The sequence below is a fragment of the Brachybacterium sp. AOP43-C2-M15 genome (genome assembly GCF_052446295.1).
Lineage (GTDB): Bacteria > Actinomycetota > Actinomycetes > Actinomycetales > Dermabacteraceae > Brachybacterium.
This window is the reverse complement of sequence record NZ_JBQSWB010000005.1, coordinates 220,067-240,141: the sequence shown is the minus strand read 5'-3', so window position 1 is coordinate 240,141 and position 20,075 is coordinate 220,067. Positions and strand designations below refer to the sequence as shown.

Genomic DNA, 20,075 nt, shown 5'->3' with positions numbered 1-20,075 from the left:
CCCGTCCTCTCGCGCCGGTCGGCGCCACGTGCGCCGAGCGGGGATCCGTGAACCCCGTCGGCGGTTCATCCAGTTTAGAGCGTCATCACGGTTTATGGGAACCGTCCGGTCACCTCGTCGTCCCCGGTTCCTCCGCGGGGCCCCGGAACGCATCGCCGTCGAGGCGGCGGGAGCCGTCATCCGCAGGCGTGCGGGCCGTACGACCGGCCTCGTCGGCCGACGCCTCCAGGGTCGAACCGCGGCCGAGGCTGCGACTGCCGAACCGATCGACCGCACGGTCCATCGCGGCCTCCAGGTCGTGCCAGCCGGCCGGTCGGGCGCTCAGCTCGGACTGCACGGGAGACCCCGCCGAGGGCTCCAGATGGGTCGCCCGCACACCGGCCAGGCGGACCCGGCGCATCGTGCCGCGCTCGCGCTCCCAGAGCGAGACCACGTGCTCGCGCAGCCGCTCACCGCTCGCGGTGGGGTGGTCGAAGGTCGAGGAGCGGGTGATCGTGGTCCCGTCGGGAGCGCGGAGCTTGAGGACCACGGTGCGCGCGGTCAGCTCCCCGCGACGCAGCTGGCGCGCGACGTCATCGGCCATGATCGTGATCCGTCGGCGCACCTCCTCGGCGTCGGTGAGATCCTCGTCCCATGTGCGCTCGGTGCCCAGCGACCGGTCCCTGGTGCGATGCCCCAGCCCGGTGCGGTCGCTGCCGTCGGCCAGAGCCCGCACCTCCGGGGCTCGCGGACCGAGGGCGCGGGCGAGCGTCGCGGGCGGGATCTCCCGCAGCTGCCCCACCGTGCGCACGCCGAGCCGCTCGAGCGATGCCTGCGCCTTCGGGCCGATGCCGGAGATCACGGAGACCGGCAGCGGGGCGAGGAACGCGGCGGTCCCTGCGGCCGGGACGATGAGCATCCCGTCGGGCTTCGCCCGCGCGGAGGCGATCTTCGCCACGGCGCGGGAGACGGAGCCGCCCACCGAGCTGGGCAGGGCGAGCTCCTCGCGGATCCTCGTGCGCAGCAGATCGGCGATCTGCTCGGGCTCGCCGAACAGCCGCCGTGCTCCGCGGACGTCGAGGAAGGCCTCGTCGACGCTGATCTGCTCGACGTCGGCGACGACGGTCCCGAGCAGCTCCATCACCCGCGCGGAGATCCTGCGGTAGTGGTCGATCCGGGGCGGCACGATGACGAGGTCGGGGGCCAGGCGACGTGCGGTCGCCATCGGCATCGCGGAGCGGATGCCGCGGGTCCGGGCGGGATAGCTGGCCGCGGCGACCACACCGCGCGCACCGGCGCCCCCGACCACGACGGGCAGCCCCCGCAGGCTCGGGTCGTCGCGCACCTCCACGGAGGCGAAGAAGGCGTCCATGTCCAGGTGCAGGATCCCGGGGACCTCCTCGGGCGGGCCCGCCCCACCGCGCACGCTCATCGGCACCTCCCTCGTCAGGGCACTGTACCGGCCGGGCACCGGACCGGCCGGGCGCCCCACCGAGGCTCCGCCGCGGCGCTCGCGACGGGGCCGGGCCGGAACGGGGTCAGTCGACCTCGCCGAGCTCGGCGAGGTGCGCGGGGAGGTCGGCGAGCAGGCGCTCGGCGATCGCATCGAGATGCGCGGAGGTGTCCGCCAGGTGCTGCTGCAGCAGCTCCGGGTCCGGCCGGGCGGAGCCGTCCCGGTCCAGGCGCATCCTCTCGGACACCAGAGGGGTCAGGCGCTCGGCCCGCTCGGCGTCCTCCCCGCCCAGACGCTCGAGAGCCGTCCACACGTTCAGCGGCAGAGCGCGACGACGCTCGCGATTGGCGCGGGCCACCAGCACTCCGGCTCCGCGCAGCGCCGCACGGTGCACCAGCTCGAACGCCTCCCGGGGCTCGACCTCCGCGAGCCGGCGGCCCTGGCCCAGCAGCTCCCGGGCTCGTTCGAGGTCCGCCTGGTCCTGGTCCAGGCGGGCCAGGCGCAGTCGCAGGGAGCGGGCATCGGCGGAGAGCGCCGGGCCTCCGCGGTGAGGGGACATCGTGCGGGTCATCGGGCTCCTCCTCCGGGTGTGCGACGGGCGGTTCGGCTCCTGCGCCGTCCTGGTGCCCGCAACGCTAGAGGCGGGGTGTGACACGCGGAGGGCCCGTCGCCCGGATGTGGACACCGCGCCAGTGGGGAGGATCCGTGGGACGCGCAGCGGGGAGGGGCTGTGGGGAGGAGCGGCGCGTCGATCTCCCGTGGTCGATCTCCTAGAGTGGGGCGATGCCCCGCCGCGACCGCGCGCGCCGCACCGCCTTCGCGCACCTCGGCCCGCTCGACACCCTGATCCCGCTGTCCACCGGCACGGCCCGCCTGACCCTGGAGAACGACGGCTCCGTGCTGCTGGACGTCAACGGGGTGCCCTCCTCGCACCTCCATCCCGACCCCGAGCACCTGGTCTTCGAGTACATGCGATGGATGCTGCTGGTGATCGACCGGCAGCTGGAGGGTCTCGACCGCCCGGGCTCCGGGGGCGGCCCCTCCCCCGCGGCCCCTCAGATCGCTCATCTGGGAGGTGGCGGGTGCTCCCTGCCGCGCGCCGTCGCAGCGCGCCATCCGCGCTCGCGGCAGATCGTGGTGGAGATCGACGCACTGCTCGCCGAGCAGGTGCGCGACTGGTTCGACCTCCCCCGCTCGCCGCAGCTCCGTCTGCGCACCGACGACGCGCTCAGCGCGCTCGTCTCGTGGCGCGAGGATCGCTTCGACGTGCTGGTCCGGGACGTCTTCTCCGGCTCGCTGACACCGCCGGAGCTGATCACCGCGGAAGCCGCCGGCCATGCCGACCGCGTGCTGCGGGAGGGCGGCCTCTACCTGGCCAACTGCGCGGCGCCGCCGGGCACCGGACTGATGGCCGACGAGGTCGCGACCCTGGCCTCGGTGTTCGCGCACGTCGGCGTCATCGCGGAGCCCGCGCACCTGTCGGGGAAGCGGCGGGGCAACTGCGTCCTCGTGGCCTCCCAGCGGCCGTTCCCGGAGGGGATCGATCGTGACCTGCGCTCCGATGCGGTCTCCGTGCGCCTGGCCCGGTCGGCGCAGGTCGAGGCCCTCGCCCGCGCCGGCCGTGTGCTCGTCGGCACCTGACGCCCCGGCGCGGTGCCGGTCCGTGTGAGGGGCGCCTCCGGCCGTCCCGCCGACGGGGCGGTCGCCCCCCTCGCAGAACGACGGACCGGGCAGGAGCACGATGCTCCTGCCCGGTCCGTGAGTTCACGGGATCTGCGTGATCAGAGAGGGCGGACCTGCTCGGCCTGCGGCCCCTTGTCCCCCTGGCTGACCTCGAACTCCACACGCTGACCTTCGTCGAGCGCACGGTAGCCGTCCATGTCGATCTTGCTGTGATGCACGAAGACGTCTGCGCCGCCTCCGTCGATCTCGATGAATCCGTAGCCCTTTTCGGCGTTGAACCACTTGACCGAGCCCTGTGCCATACCTGTCACCTTCTGTGTCGTCCATCATCGGTCGCACGACGCGACCGCGGTGCCGCGTGAAGCCGTCCCCCGCCGGAGCGGGTGGCGCATTGGTGCGTGCCGTACTGCTGTGCCGAGGCACCGTCGTCGGACTGTCCTGCTGGACCTGCATCACCGCAACGCCGCCATTCTGTCACGATCGTGGCCCGGTTCACACGGAGTTGCTCGTGGGCCGGTCACGAAGAGATAACGAACTTGCTGGGCCGACTCCCGAACGGCCGCAGGAGCAGGCGCGATCGGGAGTCCGAGCGCGACCGGGCGCCCGGGACCCACGCCGCATCGCGGTCCGCGCCGAGAGCCGCACCGCCGGACGGCGGCGCCGGAGGGGATGAGGGCCTCACCGGCCGGGCGGTTCCTCGGGGGAGTCGCCGTCGTGATCGGCGAGGAAGCGCTCGAAGTGCTCCCCGATCTCGTCAGCCGTGGGGAGGTCCATCGTGGTCGCGAGCGAGGTCGCGTCCCCGCCCTCGCTCAGCGAGTCGTACTGCTCCTCGAGCGCGCCGACGATCTGCCGCACCTCTCCGTTCTGGGCGAGGGTCCCCTGAAGGGCGACCGTCGCCGCATCGGTGAGGTCCCCGAGGTGCACGAGGGGGAGGTCGAGATCGGCGGCCTCGCTGACCCGCCGCAGCAGTGCCAGCGCCCCGGCCGGGAAGTCCGTGCGCGTCAGGTAGTGCGGGATCTGCGCCGCATAGCCCATCGCCGGATGCGCGGCCCGACCCAGCCGGTGCTCCAGGAAGGCGCTGAAGGCGGCGGGGATGATCAGCTCGGTCCCGCCCTCGTCGTCCTCCGGCGCGGTCCCCGGTGCCGGGGTGGGGGCCGCGCCCGGACGGCCCAGGAGCGCGGGATCGTTCGCATGGGCGAACAGCCCGATGGGGCGGGTGTGGGGCACCGCCATCGGGACCGCCTGCATGCCGACCACCCGCTCGACGTCGAAGTACTCGACCAGGTCGGTCAACGCCTCGGCGAGCCGCCGCCACTGCAGGTCGGGCTCGGGCCCGTCGAGGAAGAGGAAGGGGCGGTCCTTCTCGTCGTACATCAGCGAGAGCGTCAGCTCCGGCATCTCCACCTCGACGTAGGAGGTGCCGTCGAAGGTCGCGTGCGGTCGGGCGCCGCGGTAGTCGATCAGCTCGTCGGTCTCGAAGGAGACCAGGCGCAGGTGCCTCAGCTCGTCACGCAGATAGGTGGAGGCGATGCGGCAGGCATTGCCCGCATCGACCATCCCTGGCAGCGCATGGACGAGCGTGAGCCCGGTGCGCGGAACCGCCTCGAGGACCTCGGTGGCCTCGAACCGGTAGAGATCACGGGGATCGCGCATCGCGGTCTCCTCCCTCGCGGCCGTCCGGATATCGATGACCTGATGGCACGCGCACCCAGGCCCGTCCACCATAATGGACCACTGTGCTTCGCCGCCCAGGGGTTCATCCGGAGGTCGGCGCAGTGTGTGGACGAACAGGCGGAGAGGCAGGGGCCGTGGAGGACGCTGAGGAACAGATCGCCCGGGAGATCGCGCGCGAGCAGGCGTACGCCGACCGGCTCTACCAGCGGCTGGACGAGCTGATCGCCCAGGTCGAGGGGAACCTCGACCAGATCCAGGCCTCGCAGCACGCGTCGACCCACCAGAACCGCTCCGAGCGGGACTCGTTCCTCGCGCTGTACGAGGACCGCCTGGCGCTGCTGCGCTCGGTCGCGCGCTCGGTGGTGTTCGGCCGACTGGACATGGACGACGCCGCCCGTCATTACATCGGCCGGATCGGGCTGTTCACGCCCGAGCGGGAGCAGCTGCTGGTGGATTGGCGCGCGCCCGCCGCCTCCGCCTTCTACCAGGCCACCAGCACCCAGCGTCACGGGGTGAGGCTGCGGCGGCACCTCGTCAACCGCGGCCGCACCGTGACCGGCCTCGAGGACGACGTGCTGGACCAGTCCGTGCTCGACGATGGGGCGCACGACGTCGTCCTCCAGGGCGAGGGAGCGCTGCTCGCCGCGGTCTCGGGACGGCGCACGGGCCGTATGGGTGACATCGTGGCGACGATCCAGGCCGAGCAGGACCGCATCATCCGTGCGGAGAACCGGGGCGTGCTCGTGGTCCAGGGCGGGCCGGGGACCGGGAAGACCGCGGTCGCGCTGCATCGGGCCGCCTACCTCCTCTACACCCATCGTCGCCGTCTCGAGCACACCGGCGTGCTGATCATGGCGCCGACGACCGGCTTCCTGCGCTACATCGAGCGGGTGCTGCCCAGCCTCGGCGAGTCCGGGGTCGTGATGCTCACCCCGGGAGAGCTGTTCCCGGGGGTGGAGACGTTCCGGCACGACGAGGACGAGGTGGCCCGGATCAAGGGCGACATCGCGATGGCGGAGCTGATCTCGCGCGCCGTGAAGCAGCGTCAGCGCATCCCCGAGGAGGATCTCCGCCTGCGCATCGACGGCACGCCGATCACCCTCACCCGGGAGGCGGTGCGCTCCGCGCGGCGAGAGGCGCGCGCCTCCCACAAGCCGCATAACGCGGCGCGGGCCGTCTTCGTGCGAGCTGCGATGGAGCGCCTGGTGGAGAGCTACGAGAAGGCCCTGCGCGCTCGCGGGCACACCGTGGTCCCCGAGGACCGCCCCGACCTGCTCGCCGACCTCCGTCACGATCCCGAGGTCAAGCGCCGCCTCAACCTCGCCTGGCTGCCCTACACGCCCCAGGGCTTCCTGCGGATCCTGCTCTCGCGTCCCGATCGTCTGCGCGCCGCCGCGCCGCGCTCGCTCGTGGAGCGGGTCGATCTGCTGGTGCGCCCCAAGGACGCGCCATGGACGGTCGAGGACGTCCCGCTGCTGGACGAGGTCGCCGAGCTGCTCGGTGAGGACTCCGCTCCGGCAGAGGCACGGGCGCGCGACGACGCCGAGCGGCGGCGGTCCGACGTCGAGTACGCCAGGAAGGTCATCGAGAACATCGACACCTCGGGAATCGTGCGCGCCGAGGACCTGGCCGACCAGGTCAGCCAGGTGCGGGACGGCAGGACGCTCGCCGAGCGCGCCTCCGCCGAACGCAGCTGGACCTACGGCCACGTGGTCGTCGACGAGGCGCAGGAGCACTCCCCCATGAGCTGGCGGGCGCTCATGCGTCGCGCCCCCACCAAGTCCTTCACCGTGGTGGGCGACGTCGCCCAGACCTCCTCGGCCGGAGGCACCGACTCCTGGTCGTCCGCCCTGGCCCCCTACATCCAGGACCGGCTGCAGGTCGAGCACCTCACGGTCAACTACCGGACCCCGAGCAGGATCATGGACCGTGCGGTGGCGATGGCCCAGGCGCACCGCCTTCCCGTGACCCCCGTCAGCTCCGTGCGCGAGGGGGATCGCGATCCCCGCATCGAGCACGCTCCGGAGCCGGAGCTCGCCCGACGCGCCGCCGAGGCCACGGCCGCGGTCCACGAGGAGCGGCTGGGACGACTCGCCGTCATCGCCGCCGAGGAGCGGATCGGCGACGTCGCGGCCGCCCTGCGCGTCCGGGAAGGGCTGCCCGCCGTCGGGATGGGCTCTGCGGGCGTGGACGACGAGATCGCGGTCATGACCGCCCAGGACGCCAAAGGACTCGAGTTCGACGCCGTGGTGATCGTGGAGCCGGCGGAGCTGATCGACGCCCACGGGGCGGGCGATCTCTACGTCGCCATGAGTCGCCCCACCCAGCACCTCGGGGTCGTCCACGCCCGGGAGCTGCCGCCCGGCGTCTCGGGGTGACGCGCCCGTCGGCACACATCGCGCCGCACGGAGCAGGGGCTCTCGCCGCACGACCCGGGACGAGGATCGGCGGCCGTGGCTTCCCCTCCACGACCGCCGATCAGGTGTGCACTGCGTGAGTGCACGGGGCACATCTTATGCACAGGATCCCGCCGGGCCGAACCGGATCCACGAATTCACCGGATCCGCACCGGCCCGGACCCGTCAGAGAGCCGGCTCCTCCGCAGGCGCGACACCCTCGCGGCCCTCGGCGCGCAGCCGCGCGATCGCGGCCTCGAAGTCCCCGAGGGAGTCGAAGTCCTGGTAGACGCTCGCGAAGCGGAGATAGGCGACGACGTCCAGATCCTGCAGCGGCTGCAGGATCGCCAACCCCACCTGATGGGCGTCGATCTCTGCCAGCCCGCTCGAGCGGATGCTCTCCTCCACGCGTTGGGCGAGCAGGGCCAGCTGGTCGTCGCTGACAGGGCGGCCCTGACAGGCCTTGCGCACACCGGAGATCACCTTCGCCCGGCTGAACGGCTCGCTCACGCCGGAGCGCTTGAGCACCGACAGCGATGCGGTCTCCGAGGTCGAGAAGCGCCGGGAGCAGTTGGGGCACTGGCGGCGGCGGCGGATCGTCGCGCCGTCATCGGACGTGCGCGAGTCCACGACGCGCGAATCGGAATGGCGACAGAACGGGCAGTGCATCCGCCCAGGGTACCGGCAAGCCCTCCGCTCAGCGGCTGCTGCTCTCCTGCCCCGGCAGCTCGATCTCCTGCCCGGTGGTGACGCGACCGGTGGGGAGCTGGTTGATGCTGCGGACCTCGGCGACGAACTCCTGCTCGCTCATGCCCTCGGGGGCGAACTCCTCCGCGTAGCCCCACAGGGTGTCCCCGGCCTCGACGGTGACCGTCGTCGGCCGGGACTCGTCGGAGCCGGCGAGCGCCGAGGACAGATCGACCGTGAGCAGCACGGCGGCGGCGACCAGCAGTCCGAGGAGGAACGCGAGAGTGGTGACCAGCAAGCGGCCGCGCCGCGTCGGCTCGAGTCGAACGCGCGCTCGAGAGGATGCCTCGACCTGCGGCTCGCGCTCGCGGGGGAAGGCAAGGACCGTGGCGGTGGCGGTACGCATATCCGAACTCCTGTTCGATCGAAACTCTGTGCGACTCTAGCCCCGCTCGACGCGACACGCAAGAGAAACCTCGAACACATGTTTGGCTTCCGACGTCCGTCGCCCTACGCTGGGGCACAGGACAACGGAACCGCGAGGGTCCGACAGACGACGCCAGGAGGCCCCACGATGACGCCGAGCACCCCCAAGCCGATCCGGGCCCGCGGCGACGCCCCGGCCGATGAGCGCACCGAGGGGCTCACGCGACGGCAGCGCCTCATCCTGGAGACCATCAACGACGCCGTCTCCGCGCACGGCTACCCGCCCACGATGCGCGAGATCGGCGACGCGGTGGGGCTGACCTCGTCCTCCTCGGTGGCGCACCAGCTCCAGTCCCTCGAGCGCAAGGGGTTCCTGCGCCGCGACCCCAAGCGGCCACGGGCGATGGAGGTCGTGATGCCGGGGGCCGACGACGCCCCCGCTCCCGAGCTCGCCCCGGAGCCGGAGATCAGCCCGAACTCGGTGACGGTCCCGCTGGTGGGCCGCATCGCCGCAGGTGTCCCGATCACGGCCGAGGAGCAGGTCGAGGACGTCTTCACCCTCCCCCAGCGGCTGGTCGGCGACGGCGAGCTGTTCCTCCTGCAGGTGGTCGGGGACTCGATGATCGACGCCGCGATCTGCGACGGCGACTGGGTGGTGGTGCGCTCGCAGAGCACCGCGGAGAAGGGCGAGATCGTCGCGGCGATGATCGACGGCGAGGCGACGGTGAAGACCTTCGTCCAGCGTGACGACCACGTCTGGCTGATGCCGCACAACCCGGCCTTCGCGCCGATCCTCGGCGACCACGCCGAGATCCTCGGCAAGGTGGTCGCGGTGCTGCGCGCCGTCTGAGCGACGCGGGGCCGGTCCCCTCGTCGGCGGGGCCCGCGAGCCCCGCCGACGGGTCCCGGCCGCTGCCGCGCCAGGGACCGCCGGCGCCCCCTGGCGGCGGACTCAGGTGTCGGCGAGACGGCGCAGGGCGCCGAGGGCCACCTCGGGATCCGCAGTGGGCCACAGCGGCGGCATCGACTCCCGCAGGAAGCCCCCGTAGCGTGCTGTCGCCAGGCGCGGGTCCAGCACCGCGACCATGCCGCGGTCCTCGTGCGATCGGATCAGGCGCCCGGCCCCCTGGGCGAGCAGCAGTGCCGCATGCTGCGCGGAGACGGCCATGAAGCCGTTGCCCCCGCGCCGACCGATCCGCTCCTGCCGGGCGGCGGTGAGCGGGTCGTCCGGGCGCGGGAACGGGATCCGGTCGATCGTCACCAGGCGCAGCGAACGCCCGGAGACGTCCACCCCCTGCCAGAGGGTGAGGGTGCCGAACAGGCTGGCGTCCTCGTCCTCGCGGAAGGTGCGCACCAGGTTCGCCATCGAGTCCTCGCCCTGCACGGCGATCGTGAGATCGAGCCGGGCGCGGACGTGCTCCGCGGCGAGCTCGGCACCGCGGCGCGAGGAGAACAGGCACAGCGCCCCGCCGCGGGAGGCCTCCACCAGCTCCGTCAGGTGGTCCAGCATGGCCGGGGAGGGACCGTCGCGGCCCGGCTGCGGCAGATGGCGCGCGGTGTACAGGATCCCCTGGCGGCGGTACTCGAAGGGGCTGCCCACATCGAGCCCCGCCCAGGCGCTCGACGTCTCCAGGGGCGGCAGATCCTCGGCAGCGAGCCGATCGTGGCGGGAGAGGCCCACCTCGCCGGCCGCGGGCTCGAAGCGACCGCCCAGGGCAAGGGTCGCCGAGGTGAGTACAGCGGTGCGGTCCTCGAGGATCGCACCGCGCATGGCACCTGCCACGCTCAGCGGCGCGACCTGGATGCTCGAGCGTCCCGTCGCCTGCGAGTGCGAGATCGAGACCACGTCGTCCTCCCCGGGGGCGGAGAGCCGCTCGCACACGTCGATGATCTCCTGCAGGTTCGCGCGCACGGTCTTGCGCGCGCCGGCGGAGGAGTCGTCGCCGGCGTCCTTGGCATCGGAATGCGCCGTGCGCGCCTCGGTGCGGAGCTGCACGACCGCATCGGCGAGGCGCTCGGGCAGGTCTCCGATGACGCGGCCCTCCGAGGACAGCTCGAGAGCCTCCCGCAGCTCCTCGGACGCATCCTCCAGCGCCGTCCCGGCCACGCCGAGGCCGCGCAGGTCCCGCACGGTGCCGCGCAGCATGCCGGGACTCAGCACATCGGTGACGGCGCTGGTCACGCGTGCGGAGAGGTCATGCGCCTCGTCGAAGACGACCACGTCGTGATCGGGGATGATGCCGTGCCCGTCGAAGGCGTCGATCGCGAGCAGGGCATGGTTGGTGACCACGACATCGACCTCGCGGGCGAGCTCCCGGCTGCGCTCGGCGAAGCAGTCCTCGACCATCGGGCAGCTGCTGCCGATGCACTGCGTGCCGGTCACGGACACCTGGCGCCATGCGCGGTCCGAGACCGCGTCCTGGAGGGAGTCGCGATCGCCGCTGTCGGTCTCCTCGGACCATTCGCGCAGACGCCGCACCTGGTCCCCGAGGCGTTCGCTCCCGCCCCGCGACGGATCGGCGGACGCCTCGGCGAACAGGGCCCCGGGGTCGATGTCCACCGGGTAGCCGCCCGCGATCTTGTGCTTGCACAGATAGTTCGCGCGTCCCTTGAGCAGCGCGAAGGTCGGGATGCGCGGCAGGTGCGGAGCCAGGGCCTCCACCAGGCGGGGGAGGTCCTTGCGCACGATCTGGGTCTGCAGCGCGATGGTCGCGGTGGAGACCACGACGGGGCGCCCGCTGACCAGGGCGTGGCGCAGCGCAGGCACCAGATAGGCCAGCGACTTACCGGTGCCGGTGCCTGCCTGGACGAGCAGGTGCCGGTCGCCGGACATCGCCAGATCCACCGCCTCGGCCATCGACTGCTGGCCCGGCCGAGGGGCTCCGCCGATCGCCGACACCGCGGCGTCCATCAGCGTGGACAGCGGGATGTCACCGGCCGCGGGGGCGGCGGGATGCTCGGTCGCGGCGGTCATCGGGTCAGCGTATCCGCGGCCGGGGTGCGGGCCGCACAGGCTCCGCACGACAGGCCGATCTCCTGCCGCTCATCCTTCGCAGCACGTCGACCCGGCCCCGCCCGACAGGCCGAGCTCCTGCCGCCGGCCCGTCGTGGGACGTCGCTCAGGAGGCGCCGCGCAGCTCCGCGGCGAGCGCCTCGTCGACGCGCGCGTGGAGCCGAGTGCCCTCCATGAGGTGCTCCTCGGAGACCACCTCGCCGCTGGTGTGGACCCGGGAGATCAGGTCCCCGCGGGAGTAGGGCACGACCAGGTCGACCTCGACGGCGGGCCGCGGCAGGTGCTCCGCGATCAGCTCGCGCAGCTCCTCGATCCCCATCCCGGTGCGGGCGGAGACCACCGCGCTCTCACCGACCTGGCTGCGCAGGCGGGCGATGGTCTCGGGCTCGGCGATGTCCGCCTTGTTCAGCACCACGATCTCGGGCACGTCGAAGCCCTCGAGGTCCCCCAGCACCGTGCGCACGGCAGTGATCTGCCCCTCCGGATCGGGGTGCGAGGCATCGACCACGTGGAGCAGCAGATCCGAATCGCCCACCTCCTCGAGGGTCGAGCGGAAGGCCTCGACCAGCTGGGTGGGCAGGTGGCGCACGAAGCCGACCGTGTCCGCGTAGGTGAACTCGCGGCCGTCCGGCGTGGTCGACCGCCGCACCGTCGGGTCGAGGGTCGCGAACAGAGCGTTCTCGACCAGCACCCCGGCGCCGGTGAGCCGGTTGAGCAACGAGGACTTGCCCGCGTTGGTGTATCCGGCGATCGCGACCGCGGGCACCTGGTTGCGACGGCGGTCCGCGCGCTGCGCCTGGCGTCCCGGAGCCATCGCCCTGATCTCACGGCGCAGCTTCGCCATGCGGTCACGGATCCGCCGACGATCCAGCTCGATCTTGGTCTCGCCGGGGCCCCTCGAGCCCATGCCCGCACCGCCCGCGGCGACACGGCCGCCGGCCTGGCGGGACATCGACTCGCCCCAGCCGCGCAGTCGCGGCAGCAGGTACTCCAGCTGTGCGAGCTCGACCTGCGCCTTGCCCTCGCGGGACTTGGCGTGCTGGGCGAAGATGTCCAGGATCAGCGCGGTCCGGTCCACGACCTTGACCTTCACGATGTCCTCGAGGGCACGTCGCTGGCCGGGGGCCAGCTCGCCGTCCGCGATCACCGTGTCCGCGCCGTTCGCGGCGATGATCTCGGCGAGCTCTGCGGCCTTGCCCTTGCCCAGGAAGGTGGCCGGGTCGGGGTGGGCTCGCCGCTGCAGCACGCCGTCGAGCACCTCGGAGCCGGCGGTCTCGGCGAGCGCGGCGAGCTCGTGCAGGCTGGTCTCGGCCTCCTCGGCGTTCCCGGAGGTGTAGAGACCGGCCAGCACCACGCGTTCGAGGCGCAGCTGCCGGTATTCGACCTCGGTGACGTCCTCGAGCTCGGTGGAGAGCCCGGCCACGCGCCGCAGGGCCTGGCGATCGGCGAGATCGTACTGCTCGCCGTCGGATTCGGAGCCGTAGGCCACGGTCGAGACGGAGGCGTCGCCACGGGCGAGGATGCGCTCGGTCAGGGCATCCCGGCGCGACGGCGAGGCGGGAGAGGTGCCGGGCACGTCCGCACTGCTCGAGCGCTCCGCGGCCCCGGTCCCTCCCGTGCCGGTCCCGTCGACGTCGTGGTCGGGCTCGGCGTCAGGATGGAAAGCGATGGGCACGATCGGGGCACTCCTTCAGTAGGGGACTGTCGACCTCCAGAGTCCCACGTCCGTCCCCGACGGTCGAGCGGTTTTGCGCTCGGCGGAGCCGAGGAAGCACGGCGCGCGGACGTTCGGGAGCCCGCACCGCCCGGCGCTCCGTATCCTGCTGGGGTGGACGAGCACTACTTCACCCCCTCCCCCGCGACCGACGACCGGCGCTTCCCGCTGCGGGTCCGCCTCGCAGGCCGTGACCTCGACCTGGTCTCGAGCGCGTCGGTCTTCAGCGGTCACGGCCTGGACAGGGCCACTGCGGTGCTGCTGGACAGGCTCGACGAGATCACCGAGCCGCCGGCCGGGGCGATCATCCTCGACCTCGGGTGCGGCTGGGGTCCGATCGCGCTGACCGCTGCCCTCCTGCATCCGGACTCCGAGGTGTGGGCGGTGGACGTCAGCGAGCGCGCTCGCGCGCTGACGGCGGAGAACGCCCGCCGCGCGGGAGCGGACAACGTGCGGGTCATCGCCCCCGAGGACGTGCCCGAGGATCTGCGGCCGGATGCGATCTGGTCGAACCCGCCGATCCGCATCGGCAAGCCGGCCCTGCATGCGCTGCTGGCGGAGTGGACGGCGCGCCTGCACCCGCAGGGCACCGCGGCGCTCGTGGTCGGGAAGAACCTGGGCGCCGATCCGCTGGCGCGCTGGCTCGGCGAGCAGCTTCCCGACCGAGAGGTCGGCAAGGTCGCCAGCGCGAAGGGCTTCCGCGTGCTCGAGGTGGGGCCCGTCCGCTGAGCGGGTGCCCGAGGGCGGTGGCCCCGACCCCGGGCGGCCCGAGGGCGGCCCCGGCGCAGCACCTGCCCGCAGAGCGCAGGAGACCGCTCAGATCAGCGTGGTCCCGTCGGCCACCAGCCGTGCGGGGCCGGCGAGCGTCACCTCGCCCTGGGCGGTCCAGCCCACCCGAAGACGGCCGCCGGGCACGTCCACGGTCCACGGCTGCCCGGACTCGTCCCCGGCCCGGTGAGCGGCGGCGACGGCCACGGCCGCCACCCCGGTCCCGCAGGAGCGGGTCTCCCCCACCCCGCGCTCGTGGACCCGCATCGCGACATGGCGGGGTCCGCGCTCGCTGACCAGCTCGATGTTCGTGCCGTCCACGGGGTCGGGGTCCAGGGCGGGCCGACGGGTCAGGTCCAGCTCCTCGAGCCGCACACCGCCCGGAAGGAAGGCGACGGCATGGGGGTTGCCCATGTCGACGTCGGTCGCCTCCAGGCGGTGCCCCGCGATCTCCACGGTGCGGGCCCCGGGAGCGGTGCGGGAGCGGCCCATCCCCACGCGCACCGTCCATGCCGCTCCCGGCGTGTCCGGGCGCTCGAGGATCTCGACCGTCCGGGTCCCCGCCCGGGTGAGGAGTGCGAAGCCGTCCCCGTCGACGTGCCCGGCCCGCTGCAGGTGGGCGGCCAGCACGCGCACGCCGTTGCCGCACATCTCGGCGACCGATCCGTCCGCGTTGCGGTAGTCCATGAACCATTCGGGGGCATCCGCCGGGACGTCGATGCCGGCGCTGCGGGAGCGGACCGCACGGATCACCCCGTCGCCCCCGATGCCGGCGCGGCGGTCGCAGAGCGCGACGACGGTGGCGGCGTCGAGCTCGAGCGCGCCGTCGGGGTCGTCCAGCACGACGAAGTCGTTCTCGGTGCCGTGGCCCTTGGTGAAGTCGATGCGCTCGGTCATGTCCCCGAGCCTACGTCCGAGGACGCCCCGGCGCCGTGACCTGCGCCTCGCTCAGCAGGTCCAGCGCCCGCTCGACGAGGGGAGCGCCACCGGCGTCAGCGCCTGCAGCGTGCGCGTCCGCGTCCGCGTCGGCGTCGGCGTCGGCGTCGAGCCAGCGCACCCTCGGGTCGCGCCGGAACCAGGTGTCCTGCTTGCGCACCAGGCGTCTCGTGCCCGCGATCGTCGCCTCGATCGCCTCCTGACAGGTCATGGCGCCGTCGAGGACGGCGAGGCCCTGCTCGTAGCCGATCGCCCGGCGAGCGGTCGTCCCCCGGTCCAGCCCTCGTTCCCGCAGGCCCCGGATCTCCTCGAGCAGTCCCTGCTCGACCATGAGATGCACCCTCCGGGCGATCCGCTCGTGGAGGACCGGGCGGTCCCGGCGCAGCCCCAGCTGCACGGTCGCGGGGTCGACGAACTCCGGGCGCGGGAGGAAGGCCGCGAAGGGGCGCCCGGTGAGCTCCCCGACCTCGAGCGCCCGGACGATGCGGCGCACGTCGTGCACCCCGATGGTGGCCGCCGCGCCGGGGTCCCGGCGGGCGAGCTCGCGGTGCAGCGCCTGGGCACCCTCCCGCTCCGCCCGCTCCTCGAACCGGGCACGGACCGCGGCGTCGGTAGGAGGGAACTCGATGCGATCCAGGGCGGCGCGGACGTAGAGCCCGGAGCCGCCGACCAGGATCGGGACCCGTCCATGGGCGCGGATCGCCGCGACGGCCTCGCGGGCGGCGCGCTGGAACGCGGAGACGCTCGCCTCCTCGGTGACCTCGAGCACGTCCAGCAGGTGGTGCGGGACGCCCCGGCGCTCCTGATCGGTGACCTTCGCGGTGCCGATGTCCATGCCCCGGTACAGCTGCAGCGCATCGGCGTTGACGACCTCTCCGTCCAGGCGCTCCGCCAGCGAGATCGCGAGATCCGACTTGCCCGTGGCAGTGGCGCCGACCACCGCGATCAGCGGGCTGCTCGGCCCTGCGGCGGGAGGCTCGGGCGGGGCGGGTCGGGCATCCATGGCAGGCACCCTATCGACGCTGATCGGCGAGGGTCAGCGGGATCACTGTCCGCGCGCGGCGCTTTCCCGGGTGGAAGGAGTAGGGTGATCCGCGATCCGAGGCCTCGGATCGCCCTGTTCCCTACGTCGAGCACCGAGGTTGGAAGTGACTGCACCGAACGAGTCCCCTGTTCAGGCGGGCAAGGACTCGGCCGATGAGCCGGCCCCCCTGTCCCTGGCACGGGTCGAGGACTGCCTGACCCGGCACGGCTACGCCTTCGTCGAGGACGAGGAGCACGCGGAGATCGTGCGCGCCCGCTTCGACGACTACCGCTTCCAGTTCATGATCTCCGGGGACGAGCACGGCGTGCTGCAGACCCGGGGACGATGGAGCCACTCCGTGGACGTCTCCCGCAAGGTCGAGATGATCAAGCTCTGCAACGAGTGGAACATGAACCGGATCTGGCCGAAGGTGTACGTGCGCCGCGAGTCCGAGGGCCTGCTCGGCGTGTACGGCGAGCTCGCCGCGGATTTCCGCGCCGGAGCGCTGGACTCGCAGATCGACAGTGCGATCTCCTGCGGTCTGAGCACCGTGATCGCCTTCTTCCACAGCCTGGAGGAGCGCCTCGGCGCGGAGCTCGACGAGCTCGACAGCTGATCCCGCCCCGGGCCGCGCCCGGTGGATGCGCCGAGGCCCGAGGCCCCGCGGGGCATCGGCCGTCCTCGTGCTCGCACCGCTGCGCGGCGTCGCCTCTCTCAATCGCGGCGGAGGCTCGGCATCCCGAGGGTGACCGGGCCCGCGGGCCCTGCGCCGCCGCCCGTGCCGCAGGACGAACCGGGATCCAGCCCGTGCACCCCGGCCTCCCAGGCGTCGCCCGTGCGGGTGCGGCGCACTGCGAACTGCTCGGGCGCGAGCGCGCTCGCCCTGCCCGCGAGGGCGCTGTCGGCGATCAGGTAGTGAGGGGCGGCGTGGGTGACGGTCGCGGTGACCAGGTCCCCGGGCCGCGGGCGCTGCGCCCCGGCGAGGCCCTCGGGCAGAGCGAAGTGCACCAGGCGGTGATCGCGGGCCCGTCCCGAGAGACGATGGGTCTGCGCGTCACGATCCCCCTCCCCCTCGGCGACGAGGATCTCGACGGCGCGGCCCTCGAGCTTCCGGTTCTCCTCATGCGTGATGCGGTCCTGCAGGGCGACCAGCCGCTCGAAGCGCTCCTGGACGACCTCCTTGGGGATCTGGTCCTCCATGGTCGCCGCCGGAGTGCCCGGGCGGATCGAGTACTGGAAGGTGAAGGCGCTCGAGAAGCGGGAGGCCTCGACCACCTCGAGGGTGCGCAGGAAGTCCTCCTCGGTCTCGCCGGGGAAGCCGACGATGATGTCGGTGGTGATCGCGGCCTGCGGGATGCGCTCGCGGACGCGTTCGAGGATGCCCAGGAACTTCTTCGACCGGTAGGAGCGCTTCATCCGGCGCAGCACGTCGTCGCTGCCGGACTGCAGCGGCATGTGCAGCTGCGGCATGACGTTGGGGGTCTCGGCCATCGCCTCGATGACGTCGTCGGTGAACATCGCGGGGTGCGGGGAGGTGAAGCGCACGCGCTCGAGCCCGTCGACGTCGCCGCAGGCGCGCAGCAGCTTCGCGAAGGCCCCGCGGTCGCCGAACTCGACGCCGTAGGAGTTGACGTTCTGCCCGAGCAGGGTGACCTCGATGGCGCCGGAGTCGACCACGTCGCGCACCTCGGCGAGGATCTCGCCGGGCCTGCGATCCTTCTCCTTGCCGCGCAGCGAGGGCACGATGCAGAAGGTGCAGGTGTTGTTGCAGCCCACGGAGATCGAGACCCAGGCGGCGTAGGCGGACTCCCGCCGGGTGGGCAGCGTGGAGGGGAAGACCTCGAGGGATTCGAGGATCTCCACCTGCGCCTCGGCATTGTGGCGGGAGCGGTCCAGCAGGACCGGCAGGGAGCCGAGGTTGTGGGTGCCGAAGACGACGTCCACCCAGGGGGCGCGCTCGACGATGGTCTCGCGGTCCTTCTGCGCGAGACAGCCGCCGACGGCGATCTGCATGCCGGGATTCGCGTCCTTTCCGGGACGCAGGGCGCCCAGGGTGCCGTACAGCTTGTTGTCCGCGTTCTCCCGGACGGCACAGGTGTTGAACACGATGACGTCGACCTCGCCGCGTCGGGCGTCGGCGGCCGCGGGCGCGGCGACGTAGCCGGAATCCTCGAGCATGCCGGTCAGGCGCTCGGAGTCGTGGACGTTCATCTGGCACCCGAAGGTGCGCACCTGGTAGGTGCCGCGAGGCTGGACCGCGTCGCGGGCAGCGGCGTCGGCGGCGGGACGCGGGGCGGCGGTCGGGGCGGGAGAGCTGATCGACATAGTGCCCCCAGGGTACGTCGACCCTCCCCTCGCGCGCGCCCGCCCGCCGCCCCGCGAACCCGGCCCCACCTGGGATTCCTCAGGTGGACAGGAAGGTCACAAAGTCGTGTCGGTGCACCGGCGGGACGTCGGATCGAGGACCCGGTGCTCTAGCGTGCCCCTATGACTCAGACCACACCGGCTGCCGGTGGTGCCGGACCCGCCGCCGGGCAGCCTCTCGTCCAGCTCACAGGCGTGCAGAAGCACTTCGGTGACCTGCACGTCCTCAAGGACATCGAGCTCGAGGTCACCGCCGGCGAGGTGGTGGTGGTCCTGGGCCCCTCGGGCTCGGGCAAGTCCACGCTGTGCCGCACCATCAACCGCCTCGAGACGATCGACGAGGGCGAGATCAGGATCGACGGTCAGCTGCTGCCCACCTCGGGATCCGGTCTGGCGAAGCTGCGCTCCGAAGTGGGGATGGTGTTCCAGTCCTTCAACCTCTTCGCCCACAAGACCGTGCTGCAGAACGTCACCGTCGCCCCGATCAAGGTCAAGGGCGTCCCGCGCAGGACGGCGGAGGCCGAGGGCATGGAGCTGCTCGAACGGGTGGGCGTGGCGGACCAGGCCGACAAGCTCCCCGCACAGCTCTCCGGCGGCCAGCAGCAGCGCGTCGCGATCGCCCGCTCGCTGGCGATGTCGCCCAAGGTGATGCTCTTCGACGAGCCCACCTCCGCTCTCGACCCGGAGATGATCAGCGAGGTCATCGACGTCATGACCGGGCTGGCGAAGTCCGGGATGACGATGATCGTGGTCACCCACGAGATGGGCTTCGCCCGCCGCACCGCCGACCGGGTGGTGTTCATGGACTCGGGCCGGATCGTCGAGGTGCGCCCGCCCGACGAGTTCTTCTCCTCCCCGCGGTCCGAGCGGGCCAAGGACTTCCTGGGCAAGATCCTCCACGACTGAGACCGCACCCGTCGCGCCCGACCACTCGCACCGTTCGCTCCGCACCGTTCCATCCCCACAGTTCGATCCGCACCGCTGGATCCGCGCCGTTCCACCCGCACCACCCCCACCGAGATCGACCAGCTCGTTCGAAGGAGACCCTCATGAGCAAGCCCCTGAACCGACGCCTCTTCCTCTCCGGCAGCGTGGGAACCGCCGCCGCCCTCACCCTCGCCGCCTGCGGAGGTGACGCGGACGAGCCCGAGGTCGCCGACGTCGACACCGAGGACTTCCCCGAGGGGTCGACCATGGCCAGGCTCGCCGAGGCCGGTTCGATCACCATCGGCACCAAGTTCGACCAGCCCCTGTTCGGCCAGGCCGGCCCCGATGGGGACCCCGTCGGCTTCGACGTCGAGATCGGCAAGATCATCGCCGCCGCACTCGGCATCGAGGCCGACGGCATCGAGTGGACCGAGACCGTCTCCGCCAACCGCGAACCGTTCATCGAGAACGGCCAGGTGGACATCGTGGTCGCGACCTACACCATCAACGACACCCGCAAGGAGGTCATCGACTTCGCGGGCCCCTACTACGAGGCCGGTCAGGCACTGATGGTTCTGGTCGACAACGAGGACATCACCGGCGAGGACTCGCTCGAGGGCAAGAAGGTCGCCTCGGTCGAGGGATCCACCCCGGCGCAGTACATCCTCGACAACCATCCCGACGCCGAGCTGGTCCCCTTCGACACCTATTCCAACTGCGTGACCGCGCTGATCAACGGGCAGGTGGACGTGGTCACCACGGACAACGTCATCCTGGCGGGCTTCGTGGCCTCCGACGAGGAGAACCTCAAGCTCGTCAACAACGGCGAGACCTTCACCGACGAGCCCTACGGCGTGGGCCTGACCAAGGATGACGACGACTTCCGCGACTTCCTCAACGACGTGATCGAGGAGGCGTACGAGTCCGGAGCCTGGGCCGAGGCGTGGGAGAACACCGCCGGCACCGTGCTGCCCACCCCGGACCCGCCGGCCGTCGACCGCTACTGATCCCTTCCCCACCCCGCCCAGTCG

At 72.3% G+C, this 20,075-nt stretch carries 18 protein-coding genes; 7 read left to right on the top strand and 11 right to left on the bottom strand.

The features are described 5' to 3' along the window. Positions 1–109: 109 nt before the first annotated feature. Together dinB and ACT3SP_RS07635 are read right to left on the bottom strand one after the other, a co-directional pair. Complete coding sequence (dinB, locus tag ACT3SP_RS07640) at positions 110–1,411, bottom strand: DNA polymerase IV (protein ID WP_444586665.1); 1,302 nt, start codon at positions 1,409–1,411, stop codon at positions 110–112. Between the two features lie 106 nt (positions 1,412–1,517). Then, positions 1,518–2,003 (bottom strand): SAV_6107 family HEPN domain-containing protein, encoded by a 486-nt coding sequence (locus ACT3SP_RS07635; RefSeq protein ID WP_444586664.1) that lies wholly within the window; start codon positions 2,001–2,003, stop codon positions 1,518–1,520. A 212-nt stretch (positions 2,004–2,215) separates the two neighbouring features. On the opposite strand from ACT3SP_RS07635, the gene ACT3SP_RS07630 reads away from it, so the two are divergent. After that, positions 2,216–3,073 carry a spermidine synthase gene (locus tag ACT3SP_RS07630; protein ID WP_444586663.1) on the top strand — a complete coding sequence of 286 codons (858 nt, stop codon included), beginning with the start codon at positions 2,216–2,218 and terminating at the stop codon, positions 3,071–3,073. A gap of 140 nt (positions 3,074–3,213) precedes the next feature. On the opposite strand, the gene ACT3SP_RS07625 is transcribed toward ACT3SP_RS07630, so the two are convergent. Together ACT3SP_RS07625 and ACT3SP_RS07620 are read right to left on the bottom strand one after the other, a co-directional pair. After that, complete coding sequence (locus ACT3SP_RS07625) at positions 3,214–3,417, bottom strand: cold-shock protein (protein ID WP_010551414.1); 204 nt, start codon at positions 3,415–3,417, stop codon at positions 3,214–3,216. A 376-nt stretch (positions 3,418–3,793) separates the two neighbouring features. Continuing rightward, positions 3,794–4,768: a proteasome assembly chaperone family protein gene (locus ACT3SP_RS07620; RefSeq protein WP_444586662.1), complete on the bottom strand. Its 975-nt coding sequence runs from the start codon at positions 4,766–4,768 to the stop codon at positions 3,794–3,796. Between the two features lie 155 nt (positions 4,769–4,923). Here ACT3SP_RS07620 and ACT3SP_RS07615 point away from each other — a divergent pair, with 155 nt between their 5' ends. Further along, a complete protein-coding gene (locus tag ACT3SP_RS07615) occupies positions 4,924–7,167 on the top strand; it encodes a HelD family protein (RefSeq protein WP_444586661.1) in 2,244 nt (747 codons plus the stop codon). A gap of 204 nt (positions 7,168–7,371) precedes the next feature. On the opposite strand, the gene nrdR is transcribed toward ACT3SP_RS07615, so the two are convergent. Together nrdR and ACT3SP_RS07605 are read right to left on the bottom strand one after the other, a co-directional pair. Next, on the bottom strand, positions 7,372–7,854 hold the full coding sequence (gene nrdR, locus ACT3SP_RS07610; RefSeq protein ID WP_444586660.1) for a transcriptional regulator NrdR: 483 nt from the start codon (positions 7,852–7,854) through the stop codon (positions 7,372–7,374). Between the two features lie 28 nt (positions 7,855–7,882). Beyond that, entirely contained in the window at positions 7,883–8,278 is a 396-nt protein-coding gene (locus ACT3SP_RS07605; RefSeq protein WP_444586659.1) for a peptidoglycan-binding protein LysM, read from the bottom strand. Positions 8,279–8,446: 168 nt separating this feature from the next. On the opposite strand from ACT3SP_RS07605, the gene lexA reads away from it, so the two are divergent. Next, the gene (gene lexA, locus ACT3SP_RS07600) at positions 8,447–9,148 is read left to right on the top strand and encodes a transcriptional repressor LexA (RefSeq protein WP_444586658.1); all 702 of its coding nucleotides are present in this window, start codon (positions 8,447–8,449) and stop codon (positions 9,146–9,148) included. Positions 9,149–9,250: 102 nt separating this feature from the next. Here the strand turns inward: lexA and ACT3SP_RS07595 are convergent, their stop codons facing one another. Then, positions 9,251–11,272, bottom strand: a complete 2,022-nt coding sequence (locus ACT3SP_RS07595) for an ATP-dependent DNA helicase (protein WP_444586657.1) — start codon at positions 11,270–11,272, stop codon at positions 9,251–9,253. Between the two features lie 145 nt (positions 11,273–11,417). Continuing rightward, the gene (gene hflX, locus ACT3SP_RS07590; protein WP_444586656.1) at positions 11,418–12,986 is read right to left on the bottom strand and encodes a GTPase HflX; all 1,569 of its coding nucleotides are present in this window, start codon (positions 12,984–12,986) and stop codon (positions 11,418–11,420) included. Positions 12,987–13,139: 153 nt separating this feature from the next. On the opposite strand from hflX, the gene ACT3SP_RS07585 reads away from it, so the two are divergent. Next, a complete protein-coding gene (locus ACT3SP_RS07585) occupies positions 13,140–13,754 on the top strand; it encodes a class I SAM-dependent methyltransferase (RefSeq protein ID WP_444586655.1) in 615 nt (204 codons plus the stop codon). An 87-nt stretch (positions 13,755–13,841) separates the two neighbouring features. Here ACT3SP_RS07585 and dapF read toward each other — a convergent pair whose 3' ends face one another. Both dapF and miaA read right to left on the bottom strand, forming a co-directional pair. Beyond that, on the bottom strand, positions 13,842–14,690 hold the full coding sequence (gene dapF / locus ACT3SP_RS07580) for a diaminopimelate epimerase (protein ID WP_444586654.1): 849 nt from the start codon (positions 14,688–14,690) through the stop codon (positions 13,842–13,844). 10 nt (positions 14,691–14,700) lie between these two features. After that, positions 14,701–15,732: a tRNA (adenosine(37)-N6)-dimethylallyltransferase MiaA gene (gene miaA / locus ACT3SP_RS07575; protein ID WP_444586653.1), complete on the bottom strand. Its 1,032-nt coding sequence runs from the start codon at positions 15,730–15,732 to the stop codon at positions 14,701–14,703. Between the two features lie 145 nt (positions 15,733–15,877). On the opposite strand from miaA, the gene ACT3SP_RS07570 reads away from it, so the two are divergent. Continuing rightward, positions 15,878–16,369, top strand: coding sequence for a YbjN domain-containing protein (locus tag ACT3SP_RS07570; protein ID WP_444586652.1), 492 nt, complete (start codon positions 15,878–15,880; stop codon positions 16,367–16,369). 98 nt (positions 16,370–16,467) lie between these two features. On the opposite strand, the gene miaB is transcribed toward ACT3SP_RS07570, so the two are convergent. Beyond that, the gene (gene miaB / locus ACT3SP_RS07565) at positions 16,468–18,078 is read right to left on the bottom strand and encodes a tRNA (N6-isopentenyl adenosine(37)-C2)-methylthiotransferase MiaB (protein WP_444586651.1); all 1,611 of its coding nucleotides are present in this window, start codon (positions 18,076–18,078) and stop codon (positions 16,468–16,470) included. A gap of 162 nt (positions 18,079–18,240) precedes the next feature. Here miaB and ACT3SP_RS07560 point away from each other — a divergent pair, with 162 nt between their 5' ends. Next, a complete protein-coding gene (locus ACT3SP_RS07560; protein WP_444586650.1) occupies positions 18,241–19,023 on the top strand; it encodes an amino acid ABC transporter ATP-binding protein in 783 nt (260 codons plus the stop codon). A 143-nt stretch (positions 19,024–19,166) separates the two neighbouring features. Continuing rightward, positions 19,167–20,051 carry a glutamate ABC transporter substrate-binding protein gene (locus ACT3SP_RS07555; protein WP_444586649.1) on the top strand — a complete coding sequence of 295 codons (885 nt, stop codon included), beginning with the start codon at positions 19,167–19,169 and terminating at the stop codon, positions 20,049–20,051. The last annotated feature ends 24 nt before the right edge of the window (positions 20,052–20,075 follow it).

Excerpts from the sequence above, each read along its gene's own strand:
- dinB (WP_444586665.1), bottom strand. The coding sequence starts at position 1,411 with ATGAGCGTGCGCGGTGGGGCGGGCCCGCCCGAGGAGGTCCCCGGGATC.
- ACT3SP_RS07635 (WP_444586664.1), bottom strand. The coding sequence starts at position 2,003 with ATGACCCGCACGATGTCCCCTCACCGCGGAGGCCCGGCGCTCTCCGCC.
- ACT3SP_RS07630 (WP_444586663.1), top strand. The coding sequence starts at position 2,216 with ATGCCCCGCCGCGACCGCGCGCGCCGCACCGCCTTCGCGCACCTCGGC.
- ACT3SP_RS07625 (WP_010551414.1), bottom strand. The coding sequence starts at position 3,417 with ATGGCACAGGGCTCGGTCAAGTGGTTCAACGCCGAAAAGGGCTACGGA.
- ACT3SP_RS07620 (WP_444586662.1), bottom strand. The coding sequence starts at position 4,768 with ATGCGCGATCCCCGTGATCTCTACCGGTTCGAGGCCACCGAGGTCCTC.
- nrdR (WP_444586660.1), bottom strand. The coding sequence starts at position 7,854 with ATGCACTGCCCGTTCTGTCGCCATTCCGATTCGCGCGTCGTGGACTCG.
- ACT3SP_RS07605 (WP_444586659.1), bottom strand. The coding sequence starts at position 8,278 with ATGCGTACCGCCACCGCCACGGTCCTTGCCTTCCCCCGCGAGCGCGAG.
- lexA (WP_444586658.1), top strand. The coding sequence starts at position 8,447 with ATGACGCCGAGCACCCCCAAGCCGATCCGGGCCCGCGGCGACGCCCCG.
- ACT3SP_RS07595 (WP_444586657.1), bottom strand. The coding sequence starts at position 11,272 with ATGACCGCCGCGACCGAGCATCCCGCCGCCCCCGCGGCCGGTGACATC.
- dapF (WP_444586654.1), bottom strand. The coding sequence starts at position 14,690 with ATGACCGAGCGCATCGACTTCACCAAGGGCCACGGCACCGAGAACGAC.
- miaA (WP_444586653.1), bottom strand. The coding sequence starts at position 15,732 with ATGGATGCCCGACCCGCCCCGCCCGAGCCTCCCGCCGCAGGGCCGAGC.
- miaB (WP_444586651.1), bottom strand. The coding sequence starts at position 18,078 with ATGTCGATCAGCTCTCCCGCCCCGACCGCCGCCCCGCGTCCCGCCGCC.
- ACT3SP_RS07560 (WP_444586650.1), top strand. The coding sequence starts at position 18,241 with ATGACTCAGACCACACCGGCTGCCGGTGGTGCCGGACCCGCCGCCGGG.
- ACT3SP_RS07555 (WP_444586649.1), top strand. The coding sequence starts at position 19,167 with ATGAGCAAGCCCCTGAACCGACGCCTCTTCCTCTCCGGCAGCGTGGGA.